Raw genomic sequence first — 14,640 nt, forward strand, 5'->3', positions numbered from 1 at the left:
GCCTGGCCGACAAGCTGTTCGCCTTCGCCATTCCGAAGCTCTCCAAGCGCAAGGGCGAGAAGCCGGTGCGCGACAATCTCTATGAGGCCGGCGTCGACGGGCGCTCGCGGACCGACGCCTATGGCGGCCGGCGCTTCAGCGTCTACACCCGCGCCCAGCAGCACCCCGGCCTGGTTCTCGGGGTGGGGGCGCTCGCCCTGCTCGCCACCGCGGCCTATCTCGGCCGAGGGCCGATCGCCCGCAACGCCCGTCCCTTGGCCGCCAAGGTGGCGCGTCCTGTGGTCGCACGGGCGGCCATGCGCCGTCCCCTGACCACGGCCAAACTCGCCGTGCGCCATCCCCGTAAGGCTTTGCGCCTGGCCGGCGCCCTTCGGTGAAGCGCTTGGACGGTGGCCGTTAAGCCTCGGCGTTCACCAATCTTCACGAGAGATTAAGCCCGACCGGCGACCCTGGAGATCAGTGATTTCCGGGGGCCAACCTTGCGCAGTCTCGTCGCCGCCGTCGAGCGTATCGATCCTCTGACCGTCTCGGGCCGTGTGGCCGCCGTGAACGGGCTTCTCATTGAGGCCCGGGGCGGGGTGACGCGTCTGGCGGTGGGCGCCCGAGCCGAGATCGAACGCCGGGGCGATACGCCCCTGCCGGCCGAGGTGGTCGGCTTCCGCGACGCCCGCGCCCTGTTGATGCCCTTTGGCGCCGTCGAGGGCGTTGCGCCCGGCGCCGAGATCCGCATCGAGCCCGGCGGCTCCACGGTTCGTCCCACCAAGGCCTGGCTTGGCCGCATCGTCGATGCGTTCGGCCAGCCCATCGACGGCAAGGGCTCGCTGCCCCAGGGCCTGGCGGCCTATCCCCTCCGCGCCCCGCCGCCGCCGGCCCACGCCCGCGACCGGGTCGGCGCGCGCCTGGACCTGGGCGTGCGGTCCATGAACGTCTTCACCACCTGCTGCCGCGGTCAGCGCCTCGGCGTCATCGCCGGCTCCGGCGTCGGCAAGTCGGTGCTGCTCTCCATGCTGGCCCGCAACGCCGATTGCGACGCCGTCGTCGTCGGGCTGATCGGCGAGCGGGGCCGGGAGGTCCGCGAATTCATCGAGGAGACCCTGGGCGAGGAGGGGCTCAAGCGCGCCATCGTCGTGGTCGCCACCTCCGACGAGCCGGCCCTGAAGCGCCGCCAGGCGGCCTATATGACGCTGGCCATCGCCGAATATCTCCGCGACCAGGATATGGAAGTCCTCTGCCTGATGGACTCCGTCACCCGCTTCGCCATGGCTCAGCGCGAGATCGGCCTGGCCGCCGGCGAGCCGCCGACCACCAAGGGTTATACCCCCACCGTCTTCACCGAGCTGCCCAAGCTTCTGGAGCGGGCCGGCCCAGGCCCCATCCGGCCGGACGGCACCCGGGCGGGTCCGATCACCGGGCTCTTCACCGTGCTGGTGGACGGGGACGACCATAACGAACCCATCGCCGACGCCGTGCGCGGGATCCTGGACGGCCACATCGTCATGGAGCGCGCCATCGCCGAGCGCGGCCGCTTCCCGGCCATCAATGTGCTGAAGTCCATCAGCCGGACCATGCCCGGCTGTCACCAGCCGCATGAGCGCCAGATCGTCACCACCGCGCGCCAGACCCTTTCGGCCTACGCCAATATGGAAGAGCTGATCCGTATCGGCGCCTATCGGCCAGGCTCCGATCCGCAGGTGGACATGGCCATCGCCCTCAATCCCGCCCTCGAGGCCTTTCTCGGCCAGGACAAGGACGAGACCACCAGCCTCGATGACTCCTTCGCGGCCCTGGCGCACATTCTGGAAGGCGCCGCCGCATGAGTTGGGCCCAGTCCCTCGTCAAGCTGTCGACCTATGAGGTCGAGGTGCTGCAGAAGCGGATGGGCGAGATCGCCCAGCGCCGCCACGACGCCGAGATGCGCCTGCTGATGCTGGAGGCCGAGGGCGAGGCCGAGGCCGCCAACGCCCGGGCCAGCGCCGAGGCCGGCATGTATCACATCGGCTTCCAGGAGGGCCTCCGCGCCCGCCGCGCCGCCATCCTGGCCGAGCTCGCCGCCCTGGCCCTGGAGGAGCAGGGCGCCCGCGACGCGCTCAACGGCGCCTTCGAAGAGCAGAAGAAGTACGAGCAGGTGGCCGAGGATATCCGGCTGACGCGCCTGCGTGATCTGGCCCGCCGGGACTCAGCCGTCATGGACGAGATGGGCCTGCGCCGGGCCGCGGGCGGGCGGTGATCCTGCCGTCCTCCCTCTATGGCTTCAGCCGGCGGGGCTTTCTGGGCTCGGCCCTGGCGCTCGGCGCCTGCCAGCCGGCGGCCCAGTCGCAGACGCCGGTCACCAACCTGCCGCCGCTGAAATCCATCGCGCCCTTTCCCGTCGGAACCGCCGTCCAGGCGATGCATCTGAACGACCCGGCGCTGGCCCGGCTGATCGCCGCCCAGGCCTCCCAGCTCACGCCCGAGTGGGAGATGAAGATGGAGTACATCGTCCGCGACGACGGGACCTTCCGCTTCGAGGCGCCGGACGCCATCGCCGCCTTTGCGCGGAACAACGGGCTGGGGCTCTTCGGCCACACCCTGGTCTGGTACGCCCAGACCTCCCCGGCCTTCGAGCGGCTGGACGAGGGCCGGGTGAGCTTCGCCCAGGCCTATCGCAACTATATCCACGCCGTGGTCGGCCGCTATCGTGGTCAGGCCGTGGGCTGGGACGTGGTCAATGAGGCTGTGGCCGAGGACGGCGAGGGCTGGCGCGACAGCCTGTGGAGCCAGCGGCTGGGCGCCTTCGACCACATGGTGCTGGCCTTCCAGAACGCCCGGGAGGCCGATCCCAATGCGCGGCTGTTCCTGAACGACTACAATCTCGAATGGATACCGAAGAAGCGCGCCACCTTCCTGCGGCTGGTGGAGCGGCTGCTGGCGGCGGGCGCGCCGATCGACGGGGTCGGGACCCAGACCCATGTGTCCGCCGACCAGGCCCCGGGCGAGATCGCGCGCACGGTGGCCGAGCTCGCCCAGTTCGGCCTGCTGGTGCACGTCTCGGAGTTCGATGTTTCGATCAGCCGGGCCCAGGGTCTGATCCCCCACCGGGCCGATCTGGAGCGCCGTCAGGCCGCGCTCTACGCCGAGGCCGCCGAGGCCTTCATGGCCCTGCCGCCGCAGCAGCGTTTCGCCTTCAGTTTCTGGGGGCTGCGCGACAGCGAGTCCTGGCTCAAGCGCGAGGACGCCGGGGACACGCCGCTGCCGTTCACAGCCTCGGGGGAACCGAAGCCGGCGGCCGCAGCCTGGGCGCAGCAGATCGGCGTCTGACCCGAAGCCTGCCGAGCTTTTTACATTCCTGGCTGGGGCGGACGCGGCGGGCTCGGGCGGGCCGGAGCGGCCCGTTCGGCGTCGGCCTGCTGGCGCAGCACATGCAGGTCATCGCTCAGGCGGAAGATGGCCACATAGAATTCGCAGAACGAGCGCCACAGCAGCACCAGGGCGCCCACTACCAGCAGCCCGGCCACCAGGACCGGGATGGCCAGCATCAGGCCCATGACGCTGTCTTCGCGCAGGGCCACGCCCACGGCCGCGCCGATCGTGCCGAAAGCGCCCAGGGCGATGACGCCCAGGCCCGCCCAATAGATCAGGTGGATGACCGTATTGGTCATCAGCCGGTCGAAGGTGAGGAGGTCCCAGAACAGGGATGCGCCGGCGCCGCGCTTCGATCGGGATTTGCTGGCCATTCGTCATCCACGCATTTCAGGACTTGATCGCGTCCCGGCGGCAAACCGCTACCAGCCGAAGGCGTTCCCGGCAACTTTGGAAAAGCGCCGCCGTGGCGCTGGGGTCGCGTCTCAGATGGTGCCGAGGGTTTTAAGACGGGCGCGGGGGTGGACCTCGTTCTGGCTCATCACCGGGGTCTGGCCGCGGAAGCGCTCGATGATCGAGCGCACATAGGGCCGGATGGCGGGGCTGGTGAGCAGGACCGGCGACTCCCCCGACAGCGCGGCCCGTTCGAAGACCTCGCGGACCCCGCGGATGAATTCCTGCAGACGGGACGGCGCCAGGGCGAGCTGCTTTTCCTCGCCAGGCCCGATCAGGGCGTCGCTGAAGGCGTTTTCCCATTCCGGCGACAAGGTGACGATGGGCAGGGCGCCGTCGTCACCGCGATAGGCGTAGGAGAGCTGGCGGGCCAGCCGGCCGCGCACCTGCTCCACCAGCATGGCCACGGAGTTGGTGTGCGGGCGGCCTCGCCGATGCCCTCCAGGATGGCCGGCAGGTCGCGGATCGAGACCCGCTCGCGCAATAGGGCCTGCAACACCCGTTGGACGGTGGTGGCGGTGACGGTGGCCGGGATCAGGTCGTCCACCAGCTTCTTCTGCTCGGCCGGCAGGTCCTTCAGCATCTTCTGCAGCTCCGCATAGGAGAGCAGGTCGGGCATGTTTTCCTTCAGGATCTCGGTCAGGTGCGTGGTCAGCACCGTGGCCGGATCGACGATGGTGTAGCCGCGGAAGGTGGCCTCCTCGCGCAGGCCGTCGTCGATCCAGGTGGCGGGCAGGCCAAAGGCCGGCTCGCGCATGTGCTCGCCGGGGATCTCCACCTGGCCGCCGCGGGGGTCCATGGCCATCAGCGAGCCCAGGCGCACCTCGCCCTCGCCGGCCTCCAGCTCCTTGATGCGGATGCAGTAGCCCTGGGAGGGGAGCCGCATGTTGTCGAGGATGCGGACCGAGGGCATGACGAAGCCATATTCCGAGGCCAGCGTCCGGCGCAGGGCGCGGATCTGGTCGGTCAGGCGCCGGCCCTCCAGATCGTTGATCAGGGGCAAGAGGCCATAGCCCAGCTCGATCTTGATCTCGTCAATCGCGAGACTCTCGCTGATCGGCTCTTCCTGGGGCTCGGTCGCCTGCTCCATCACAGGCTGAGGCTCAGGCTCCAGGGATTTCCGGCCTCGGTAGTAGGCGAGCGCGCCGGCCGCGATGGCCACGGCGGCGAAGGGCAGGACCGGCATGCCCGGGATCACCGCCAGCACGCCGGATGAGGCGGCCACCATGCCGAGCCCCACGGGATTCATGGCCAGCTGGGCCACCAGGGCCTTGTCGGCCGAGCCCTCGACCCCAGCCTTGGAGACCAGAAAGCCCGCGGCGATGGAGATGATCAGGGCCGGGATCTGGCTGACCAGGCCATCGCCGATGGTCATGATCGTATAGGAGGCCGCCGCTTGGCCGACGGGCATCCCATGCTGCAGCACGCCGATCAGGATGCCGCCAAGGATGTTCACGGCCACGATGATCAGGCCGGCGATGGCGTCGCCGCGGACGAACTTCGAGGCGCCGTCCATGGCCCCGAAGAAGGTGGACTCCTGCTCCAGCTCCTTACGCCGGCGCTTGGCTTCGACCTCGTCGATCATGCCGGCCGAGAGGTCGGCGTCGATGGCCATCTGCTTGCCGGGCATGGCGTCGAGGGTGAAGCGGGCCGCCACCTCGGCGATCCGGCCCGACCCCTTGCTGATGACCACGAAGTTCACGATCACCAGGATCATGAAGACGATCACCCCGATGACGAAGTTGCCCCCCATCATCAGGTTGCCGAAGCCCTCGATGATCTTGCCGGCGCCCTCCGTGCCCTCATGGCCGTGGCCGAGGATCAGGCGGGTGGAGCCGATGTTCAGCCCCAGGCGATAAAGGGTGGTGACCAGCAGCACGGTCGGAAAGGCGCTGAACTCCAGCGGCTTCTTGATCAGCAGCGAGGTCATCAGGATCAGGACCGAGCTGGTGATCGACAGCACCAGCAGGGCGTCAAGCAGTATTGCCGGGATCGGCAGGATGAGCAGGACAATGATGCTGACGGCGCCCAGCGCCAGGGCCACTTCCCCACGGGCCAGCCAGCCCAGCACGTCGCGGGCGGTGGGCGCCGGGGCGCGGGCGCCGGGAATGTCGGCCATCAGCGGTTCTCTTTACTCAGGCGCGCGGCTTAGGCGGCGTTGGCGCTGGCGCCCTGCGGCGCCGGGACGGCGACGCCGGCCTCGGTGTATTCCTTGAGCTTGTTGCGCAGGGTCCGGATCGAGATGCCCAGGATGTTGGCGGCATGGGTCCGGTTGCCGGCGCAGTGCTCCAGGGTGTCGAGGATCAGCTGCTGCTCCATCTCGGCCACGGTCTGGCCGACAAAGCTGCGCTGGGCGGCCTCGGCGGCGAAGCTGGCGGCCTGGGCGGTGCGGGCCCCGATATCGGCCGGCGCCAGAGGCTGACCATCGGGCAGGCGCACGGCCTCCTCGGTGATCTCGTCGCTCACTGAAAGCAGGACGGCGCGGTGGATGGCGTTTTCCAGCTCACGGACATTGCCCGGCCAGCGGTGGGCGACCAGGCGACGGCGCGCCTCGTCCGACAGGGCTTTTTCGGGCATGCCATTGGCGGCGGCGTACTTCTTGGCGAAGAACTCGGCCAGGACCAGGATGTCGCCCGGCCGTTCGCGCAGGGCCGGCAGACGCAGATTGACCACGTTCAGACGGTAGAGAAGGTCTTCGCGGAAGGTCCCGTCCTTGACCGCCTGGGCCAGGTCGCGGTTCGAGGTGGCCAGGATGCGGATGTCCACGCGGACGGGCTTGGCGCCGCCGACCCGGTCGATCTCGCGCTCCTGGATGGCCCGCAGCAGCTTGGCCTGCAGGCGGGCGTCCATCTCCGAGATTTCGTCCAGCAGCAGGGTGCCGCCATTGGCCTCCTCGAACTTGCCGATGCGGCGGGCCAGGGCGCCGGTGAAGGCGCCCTTCTCGTGGCCGAACAGCTCGCTTTCCAGCAGGTTTTCGGGGATGGCGGCGCAGTTGACCGAGATGAACGGCTTGGTGGCCCGGCGGGACTTCTGGTGGACGTAGCGGGCGACCACCTCCTTACCCGAGCCGCTTTCGCCGGTGATCAGGATCGAGGCGTCGGAGGCCGCCACCTGGTCGGCCAGCCTCAGCACCGCCTGCATGGCCGGATCGCTGACCACCATGGGGCGGTTGTCGTCGGCGACGGCGGCGAGGACCGCGGCGATCAGCTCGGCGTCCGGCGGCAGGGGGATGAATTCCTTGGCCCCGGCGCGGATGGCCGCCGCCGCCTTGGCCGGCTCGGCCCCGACCCCGCAGGCCACCACCGGAACACGGATGCGCTCGGCCTCGTTGGCTGCGATCAGGGCGGCGATGTCGAGCTCGTAGTCCACCAGCAGAAGGTCGGCCCCCTGGCCGGCCCGTAGAGCGTGGGTGGCCTGCGCGATGGTTTCCACATGGCTCACCTTGGCGCCGGCGCTCATCGCCATCTTCACCGCCGAGGAGAGCTGTCCGTCCAGTTTTCCGACGACCAGAAGCCGCATGTTCAAATCTCCTTACGCGTCAGGCCGCCCTAGGCCTGCGTGTCGCCGTCCTTGATGATTTCAGTCATGGTCACGCCCAGGCGTTCGTCGACGATGACGACCTCGCCCCGGGCCACCAGGCGGTTGTTCACATAGATGTCGATGGCCTCGCCGACCTTGCGGTCCAGCTCCAGCACGCTGCCCGAAGACAGCTGCAGCAGCTGGGCGACCGACATCTGCGCCCGCCCCAGAACCGCCGAGATGCTGACGGGCACGTCGAAGACCGGCGCCAGATCGCTGGCCGCCTTTTCCTCAACCTCGTGCCCGAAGTCGGGCAGGGCCTGGTCGCCCGGCCCCAGCTCTTCGAGTTTCAGTTCATGATCCGACATGACTTAGTCCTTTCTCCGGTCAGGCGTCGCCGCCGGGAATGAGGGGTTCGGCGTGCAGGCCCTCCGACGCCAGGGCCGCATGCAGCGCCTCGGCCACCCTCTGGGCCGCCGCGGCGGGATCGAAGCGGGCGGCGCCGTCGCCGAAGTCGAGGCCGAAGGCGGCCGGCGCTGCGCCAGGATCGGTGCGCACCTGGATCTGACCGGCGAAGCCGATGGATTGCGCCGCCTGCGCCAGCAGGGGTTCGAGGCCATCGGCCAGGGCCGGCGACACCGTCACCACAAGGCGCGGGACGCTTTCGATTTCCCGGGCCAGGGAGTCCAGCGCCGCCTGCAGCGGCGCGCGGGGAAAGGCGTCGAGGGCTGCATCCGCAATGGCCTGGCCGCAGGCCAGGGCCAGTTCGGCCGATCCGACCCGATGGTCGTGGGCCACCTCGGCCAGGCGGGGCAGGGCCGCCTGGCAGGCCTGGGCCAGATGGGCCAGGGCCTGGGCCTGCTGGGCTTCCACCCGGGCCATGGCGGCGCGCTCGCCCTCGGCATAGGCCTGGGCGCGGATGGCCTCGACCTCTTCCAGGGGATAGATGCGCTTGGGCCGAGCCGAGGCCTGGGCCACGGCGCCGGCGTCATCGAAGACCGTGTCGAAGTCGAATTTGCGGGGGGTCGGGCTGGTCATCAGTAGATCAGCTCGTCATCGCCGCCGGCGCCGGCCAGCATGATCTCGCCCTTGGCGGCCAGGTCCTTGGCCACCTGGACCATCTTCATCTGCGCCTGATCGACATCCTTCAGGCGGACCGGGCCCATGCCCTCCATGTCCTCGCGCATGATCTTGGCCGCGCGTTCGGACATGTTGGAGAAGAACATCTCGCGCAGGGCGTCGGACGCGCCCTTGAGCGCCAGGCCGAGCTGATCCTTCTCGACGCCGCGCAACAGGGTCTGAACCCCGCCGGGATCGAGCTTGGACAGGTCTTCGAAGACGAACATCAGGGCGCGGATGCGCTCGGCGCTCTCACGGTTGCGCTCCTCCAGCGCGGCCATGAAGCGCGACTCCGTCTGGCGGTCGAAGGAGTTGAAGATGTCGGCCATCCTCTCGTGGCTGTCGCGCTTGGAGGTGCGCGCCAGGTTGGACATGAACTCCGTCCGCAGGGTCTGCTCGATCTTGTCGAGGATCTCGCGCTGCACGGGCTCCATGCGCAGCATGCGGGTGACGCATTCCAGGGCGAAGTCCTCGGGCAGGGCCGCCAGGACCCGGGCGGCGTGCTCGCCCTTCACCTTGGACAGGATGACGGCGACGGTCTGCGGGTATTCGTTCTTCAAATAGTTGGCGAGGACGGCCTCGTTCACATTGCCGAGCTTGTCCCACATGGTCCGACCCGCCGGACCGCGGATCTCCTCCATCAGGGCCTCGACCTTGTCGGAGGGCAGGAAGGCCTGGAGCAGCTTCTGGGTCTGTTCGAACGAGCCCATGATGGTGCCGGCGCCGGACATGCCCGACACGAACTCCACCAGCAGGGATTCCACCACATTGGCCGCCACGGTGCCGAGGCTGGCCATGGCCTGGGAGACCTCCTTGATCTCCTCCTCGTCCAGGTTCTGCCAGATGGTGGCGTGGTCTTCGCCGAGCGCCAGCAGGACCACGGCGGCCTTTTCCGGCCCGGTCAGCTGGGCCGTGTCGGTGATGGACTTGCTCCGGCCGCCGCCACGCACCACGAGACTCATGCGGATTCGTGCAGCCAGCTACGCAGGATCGAAACCGACTGCTCCGGATGGGTTTCGACAAAGTCGGCGACCCGCTTCACGGAGGAGGCCTTCACCTGGCCCTCGATGCGGGCGATGTCGATCTTCTGCTCCAGCTCGCCGGGACCGGCCAGGGCCAGGGGCTGTCCGGTCTCGGGATCGACCCCCAACTGGACGGTCTGGCCATCCGGGGTGGTGGTGACCACGCGGGTGATGGTCTGCATTGGCAGGCCGCCTGAGCCGCCCCCCGCATTCTTGAGCAGCGGGCGGACCACGAAGAAGACAATCAGCAGGGCGACAATCGCCAGGATGGCCAGCTCGATCGCCCGCATGATGTCGTTCTTGTCGAAATCAGTGAGCGGATTGGACGCCTCGACCCCGCCCAGCTCGGCGGGGGCGTCGAAGGGCATATTGACCACGGTCACCTGGTCGCCGCGCTCTTCATTATAGCCGACGGCGGTGCGGACCAGCTGCTCGATGCGGGCCATCTCCTCTTCGCTGCGCGCGGCGTACTCGCCGGGCGCGCCGTCCGCGCCCACCGGGCGGACGCCGTCGACCGCCACGGCCACGGACAGGCGCTGGACCTTCCCGGGTTCATTGACCTCGGTGCGGACGGTCTTGGAGATTTCGTAGTTGGTGGTGGATTCCGTCCGGCCGCTGGCTGAGGCCAGGGCGCCGGCCTCGGGTCCGCCCAGGCCCCCGGGGATGTTGGCGTCGGCGGTCACCATCCCGTTGTTGTTGGCCTCGTTCTCGTTGGCGCTCTCCTCGACCGTCTGCTCGGAGCGGACCACCTGACCGTCGGGGTCGTAGGTCTCCTCCTGCAGGGTGACCCGCGCCAGATCGAGTTCGGCGGTGACGTTCACCCGCGCCTTGCCGGGGCCGACGACGCTTTCCACCAGGGCCTTGACAGTCTTGGCGATGCGCTGCTCGACCTCGCCCTTGCGGCTGTCGGCCATTTCGCCCGCGAAGCTCTCGCCGCCGGCCGACAGGGTCTTGCCGTGCTGATCGACGACGGTGACCCGGGCGGGCGTCATGCGCGGCACGGCGCCGGCCACCAGGTTCTGGACGGCGCGCACCTGTTCCGGGGTTGGCGCGCGGCCGCCGACGCCCATGGTGATCGAGGCCGAGGGCTCCTCGGCGGCCTCTTCAAACAGTTGGCGCTTGGGCAGGACCAGATGGACGCGGGCCGAGGTGACCCCGTCCAGGCTACGGATGGTGCGGGCCAGCTCGCCTTCCAGGGCGCGCTGGCGGTTCAGCTGCTGGACGAAGTCGGTCTGGCCCAGGGCGTTGGAGTTGTCGAAGATCTCATAGCCCACAGAGCCCGCGGTCGGCAGGCCCTGGCTCGACAGCAAGAGCCGGGTGGAGGCCACTTCGTCGCGGTTGACCAGAATGGTCGAACCATCGCCCTTGACCTCATACTTCACCCCGGCCTGTTCGAGGGCCTGGGTGATGGAGCCCGCCTCGCGCATGTCCAGATTGGAATAGAGCAGGGCCTTGGGCTGGCCCAGATTCATGGTCAGGGCGATCAGGGCTGCGGCCACGCCCGCGCCGATGCCGAGGATGGCCGCCAGACGGCCGATCCCGAATCTCTGCAGGGCCCCAACAAACTGGTTCAAGGCGCGTCCAACCCCAAAACGGTGCGGAGGGCGCCCAAACTGCGCCGCCCGCTAGGCAGGATTTACCCAGTTGATGGTAAACGCGGCGTTTAAGAGTGCGGCTTGCGAGGCTTAACGGCGAGAAAGACGGCGGGACGCGATGTCGCACCCGCCGCCGGTTTCCACCTATCGGAACGCGCTCTAGCTGCTCCAGGGGGTCAAGGCCCCCCAGTGGAGGAGCACGACGGCGAAGGCGGCATAGATCAGGGTCGTCGCCGTGAAGCCGACCTTGCGAAGCACCGGCCAGCTGTCCAGGCGTCGGCCGCCGCGCCAGATGCTGATCAACGACGCGAGGGTGGCCAGCGTCAGGGCCGAGGCCACCAGGGCGCAGGCCGAGGCCAGGATCATGCGGACGCCCGGCCAAGTATAGACCACCTTGGCGGTGTCGCCGGCGCCTGAGACCCACGACACGAAGAGGCCGATGGCCAGGAGCCAGAGGACCGCCTGGATCGTCTGGATGAGGCTGGCCTGGCTCTGGATCTGGGTCTGGCGCAGATCGCGTCGGTTGCGCAGGGCCAGGCCAACCAGGGTGGACACGGCGGCCAGAATGGTCAGCGCCGCCAGCCAGGCCAGCGCCTGTGGCTGGCTCCAGAGGCCGACCCGCTGGAAGCGCGCATCGTTGAACGTGCCGCGGAAGCTGTGGGCCTTGCCGTTCTCGATCATGAAGGCCATGCGCTGGGAGCCGGTCGTGGAGACGAAACGTCCCGCGGCCGGGTCGCCGTCCGGGACCCAGGTCTGGGTTCCTGCGAGGCCGCTGGTGGTGAGCCGACCGTCAGGGGTCACCCGGACGCTCACGCCCGCCAGGATGAAGCCCACAAAGCGCTCCAGGCCCACATAGGCCCGTCGGGTGCCGAGGAAATGGCCGTTGTACATGGCGCCCAGCCGCGCCAGCTCCGGGGTTCCTTGCTGGGCCGGCGCCTGGTCGGGGCCGAAGAACTGGCCGACCACGGCCCCAGGGAGGCGGGTGGCCAACTCGGCGCCGTTCTCGGTGTTGACGCTGACGAACACCCCCAGGTCCAGATCGGGGACCACCACCATGTTGGAGGTGAAGGACAGGGTGCCGCCCGCATGCCCATAGCCCTTGCGGCCACCGGGTAGCGCATAGGCGATGAAGCCGTGAGGCCAGTCATTGACCCCGGCCTCGTTCGGCCGCAGCGGCGTGCGGAAGGCCCGCGCTGTGGCAGGGCTGAAGATGCGGCTCTCGCCGTAGGCGCCGTCATCCAGCAGGACGATCATGTAGCGGGCCATGTCGGCGGCCGTCGACGAGGCCGATCCCGCCGGCGCCAGATGGCCGAGATACTCGAAGGGCCGGGCCTCGAACCCACCGGCCGCCGTCCAGCGAAAACCCTCCGAAACGTCCTGGGCCAGGGCCTGGGGCATGGGGGCAGGGATGCCCGCCCGCGGCGGGTGGGGCTCGCGGAAGGTAGTGCGGGTCATCCCCAGGGGCTGGGTGATCCTCGTCTCGACCAGCTCTTCGAACGGCTGGCCGGTCACATAGGTCAGGGCCTGGCCCGCCAGGCCGACGCCATAGTTGGAATAGGTCGGGAAAAGGCCAGGCTCGCGCACCCGGCGGGGGCGTTCCTGGCGCAGATACTGGGCGATCGGCCGCTCGCGGTTGAAGTCGCGCTCCATGAGCTGGCCGAGCGTGCGGTCCTCGAAGCCGGCCGAGTGGTCCATCAGATGGGCTACCTCCACCGGCTGGGCGAAGCCCTGGTCGCGGACCTGCAGCGTCTCGGGCAGGTAGAGATTGACCGGGGCGTCGATGCGGATGCGCCCGGCCTGGATCTCGTTCATCAACAGGATCCAGGTGAAGGTCTTGGAGATCGAACCGATGCGGAAGAGCGTACGGTCGGGATCGACCAGGCGCGCCGGGCTGAGACTGGCGTGACCATAGCCCTTCTTCAGGACGACCTGTCCGCCCTGGACGACGGAGACCGTGACGCCGGCGATGCGGTCCCGGGCCATGGCCGAGCCGATCACCCCATCCAGATAGGCCTCCAGCTGTTCCGGGGCGAGCGTGGGGGCCGCGAGCCCCTCAGGCGTTTCGCCGGCCACGCCGGTCCCTGCCGTCGCCGTGGTCGGGACAGACGGCGGCCGGGCCGCCGGGCGTGGACGGGCCGGCGCCCGCGGCGCGGCCTTGGGGTTCAGCGTCTCATAGGGGATTGGCGCGCTGGGCAGCTGCTGGGCCCCACTGGCCATGGGGAGGCACAGGCTCGCCATGAGGACGGCGGCCGCAGCCTTGGGCAAGATGCGCATCAAGCAGGACTCACTGTCAGAATTCCCCGAAGGCCCCTTCTAGGGCGCCGAACCGGAGGCTCCAAGCTGGTGCGTTACGGCGGCGAAGGGCATCAGGGGCAGAAGCGGTCGAAGCTGCGCGCCGATCCAGACCTGCGGCTCAGACGGCGGGGTCACCCCTTCCTGGATTTCGCGTGCGGCCACACAGGCCCGCACGCCTGGCCCCAGGATGGCGAAATGGGCGGCGTCCTTGAGCACCTGCAGGAAACAGTCGTCGAAGTAGGGATAGGTGTCGGATTCCCCGCAGCCGAACGAGGTGCGATCAGGTCGCGCGGCGGTCAGGATCATCCGGTTGGGCTTGGCCAGGGCCGGGACGAAGACGCCTGAAAAGCAGGCCGAGACCACCACGACTGTCGGCTTGGCGCCGCAGCTGCGGTCGATCATCAGGCCCAGTATGTCCGGCGGCAGGATCAGGTCGCCCACCAGGACGCCTTGCGGATCGCCATGGGAGGTGAGGTAGACCATGCAGCCCGGCGCCAGGGCCGACTGGGCGCTCAAGGTCTCGTAGATGGCCTTGGCCGTGGCCTGGCGGGCGAGCGCCGATTCCGGCTTCACGGAGAACTGGCTGATCCGCCCGGGGTCGAAGCCCCGGTCAGACAGGCGGGCGGCGATGTCGCGGCGGGCGTTGTCAAAGGCCTTGGTCGGCCCGCCGCCGGCCCCGCGCCAGTCGCCGGCGACCACCACGACGGCCCAGGCGTCAAAGGGGCTGGAGCCCTCGGCGCGCGCGGGCGGGGCGAGGCTGAAGGCGAGCCCCATGGCCAGGGCGCAAATCTGAACGATCAGACCTGCGCGCTGGCGAGCCATGTCAGCTCTTGTAGGACTTGAAGGGGGTGGGCAGAGCCGTCCCCGTGGCCTTGGCCAGCAGCCGGCCCTCGGGATCGTAGAGTTCGCCCTCGGTGAAGGCGATGCTGCGGCCCCACTTCACCACCTTGCCGACGCCCTTGATGGTTCCGGGCATGGCCGGGCGCAGAAAGCTGGTCTTCATTTCCAGGGTCGGCGCCACATGGGTCATGCCCGAGGCCACCATGCAGGCCACCGACATGGCCTCGTCCAGCATGGCGCAGAGATAGCCGCCCTGGATCTGTTTCATGGGGTTGAGCAGCAGTTCGGCCTTGGCGTCGAAGGCGACCTCCACCGATTTCTCGGCCTGGCTGACCGCCACCATCCGGAACCCCAGGGTCTGGGAGCCGGTGGGCTGGTTCTTGGTGCGCAGGAAGCGCGCCAGTATGGCCTCGTCGGTGAGGGCTTCGGCCTCGGGGGCGACGTCGGTCATAGAGGTC

The 14,640-nt window shown here is 69.0% G+C and carries 12 protein-coding genes and 2 pseudogenes; 4 read left to right on the forward strand and 10 right to left on the reverse strand.

The annotated features are described in order from the left end of the window. From Q7S93_RS07640 to Q7S93_RS07655, 4 genes and pseudogenes are all read left to right on the forward strand, one after another. Positions 1 to 377, forward strand: a pseudogene (locus tag Q7S93_RS07640) (hypothetical protein); the annotation flags it as partial. Between the two features lie 102 nt (positions 378 to 479). Then, positions 480 to 1,817, forward strand: coding sequence for a flagellar protein export ATPase FliI (gene fliI, locus Q7S93_RS07645; protein WP_304713277.1), 1,338 nt, complete (start codon positions 480 to 482; stop codon positions 1,815 to 1,817). Further along, positions 1,814 to 2,227, forward strand: a complete 414-nt coding sequence (locus tag Q7S93_RS07650) for a flagellar export protein FliJ (protein WP_304713279.1) — start codon at positions 1,814 to 1,816, stop codon at positions 2,225 to 2,227. The genes fliI and Q7S93_RS07650 overlap by 4 nt, the downstream gene beginning before the upstream one ends. Next, positions 2,224 to 3,297 (forward strand): endo-1,4-beta-xylanase, encoded by a 1,074-nt coding sequence (locus Q7S93_RS07655; RefSeq protein WP_304713281.1) that lies wholly within the window; start codon positions 2,224 to 2,226, stop codon positions 3,295 to 3,297. Before Q7S93_RS07650 ends, Q7S93_RS07655 begins: the two co-directional genes overlap by 4 nt. Before the next feature lie 20 nt (positions 3,298 to 3,317). Here Q7S93_RS07655 and Q7S93_RS07660 read toward each other — a convergent pair whose 3' ends face one another. The 10 genes and pseudogenes from Q7S93_RS07660 to Q7S93_RS07705 form a co-directional block, all read right to left on the reverse strand. Further along, positions 3,318 to 3,713 carry a DUF4282 domain-containing protein gene (locus Q7S93_RS07660; protein WP_304713283.1) on the reverse strand — a complete coding sequence of 132 codons (396 nt, stop codon included), beginning with the start codon at positions 3,711 to 3,713 and terminating at the stop codon, positions 3,318 to 3,320. Positions 3,714 to 3,824: 111 nt separating this feature from the next. Next, a pseudogene (gene flhA, locus Q7S93_RS07665) lies at positions 3,825 to 5,911 on the reverse strand (flagellar biosynthesis protein FlhA). Between the two features lie 29 nt (positions 5,912 to 5,940). Continuing rightward, a complete protein-coding gene (gene flbD, locus Q7S93_RS07670; RefSeq protein ID WP_304713285.1) occupies positions 5,941 to 7,311 on the reverse strand; it encodes a sigma-54-dependent transcriptional regulator FlbD in 1,371 nt (456 codons plus the stop codon). 29 nt (positions 7,312 to 7,340) lie between these two features. After that, positions 7,341 to 7,679 (reverse strand): flagellar motor switch protein FliN, encoded by a 339-nt coding sequence (gene fliN, locus Q7S93_RS07675; protein WP_304713287.1) that lies wholly within the window; start codon positions 7,677 to 7,679, stop codon positions 7,341 to 7,343. A 19-nt stretch (positions 7,680 to 7,698) separates the two neighbouring features. After that, the gene (locus tag Q7S93_RS07680) at positions 7,699 to 8,349 is read right to left on the reverse strand and encodes a flagellar assembly protein FliH (RefSeq protein ID WP_304713289.1); all 651 of its coding nucleotides are present in this window, start codon (positions 8,347 to 8,349) and stop codon (positions 7,699 to 7,701) included. Continuing rightward, entirely contained in the window at positions 8,349 to 9,392 is a 1,044-nt protein-coding gene (fliG, locus tag Q7S93_RS07685; RefSeq protein WP_304713291.1) for a flagellar motor switch protein FliG, read from the reverse strand. Before fliG ends, Q7S93_RS07680 begins: the two co-directional genes overlap by 1 nt. Next, on the reverse strand, positions 9,389 to 11,026 hold the full coding sequence (gene fliF / locus Q7S93_RS07690) for a flagellar basal-body MS-ring/collar protein FliF (RefSeq protein ID WP_304713293.1): 1,638 nt from the start codon (positions 11,024 to 11,026) through the stop codon (positions 9,389 to 9,391). Before fliF ends, fliG begins: the two co-directional genes overlap by 4 nt. Before the next feature lie 180 nt (positions 11,027 to 11,206). Next, positions 11,207 to 13,321 carry a serine hydrolase domain-containing protein gene (locus tag Q7S93_RS07695; protein WP_304713295.1) on the reverse strand — a complete coding sequence of 705 codons (2,115 nt, stop codon included), beginning with the start codon at positions 13,319 to 13,321 and terminating at the stop codon, positions 11,207 to 11,209. Between the two features lie 39 nt (positions 13,322 to 13,360). Continuing rightward, the gene (locus Q7S93_RS07700) at positions 13,361 to 14,164 is read right to left on the reverse strand and encodes a C13 family peptidase (RefSeq protein ID WP_304713297.1); all 804 of its coding nucleotides are present in this window, start codon (positions 14,162 to 14,164) and stop codon (positions 13,361 to 13,363) included. A gap of 1 nt (position 14,165) precedes the next feature. After that, on the reverse strand, positions 14,166 to 14,633 hold the full coding sequence (locus Q7S93_RS07705) for a PaaI family thioesterase (protein ID WP_304713298.1): 468 nt from the start codon (positions 14,631 to 14,633) through the stop codon (positions 14,166 to 14,168). Positions 14,634 to 14,640: the final 7 nt, after the last annotated feature.

This window comes from Phenylobacterium sp. (assembly GCF_030646615.1).
Lineage (GTDB): Bacteria > Pseudomonadota > Alphaproteobacteria > Caulobacterales > Caulobacteraceae > Phenylobacterium.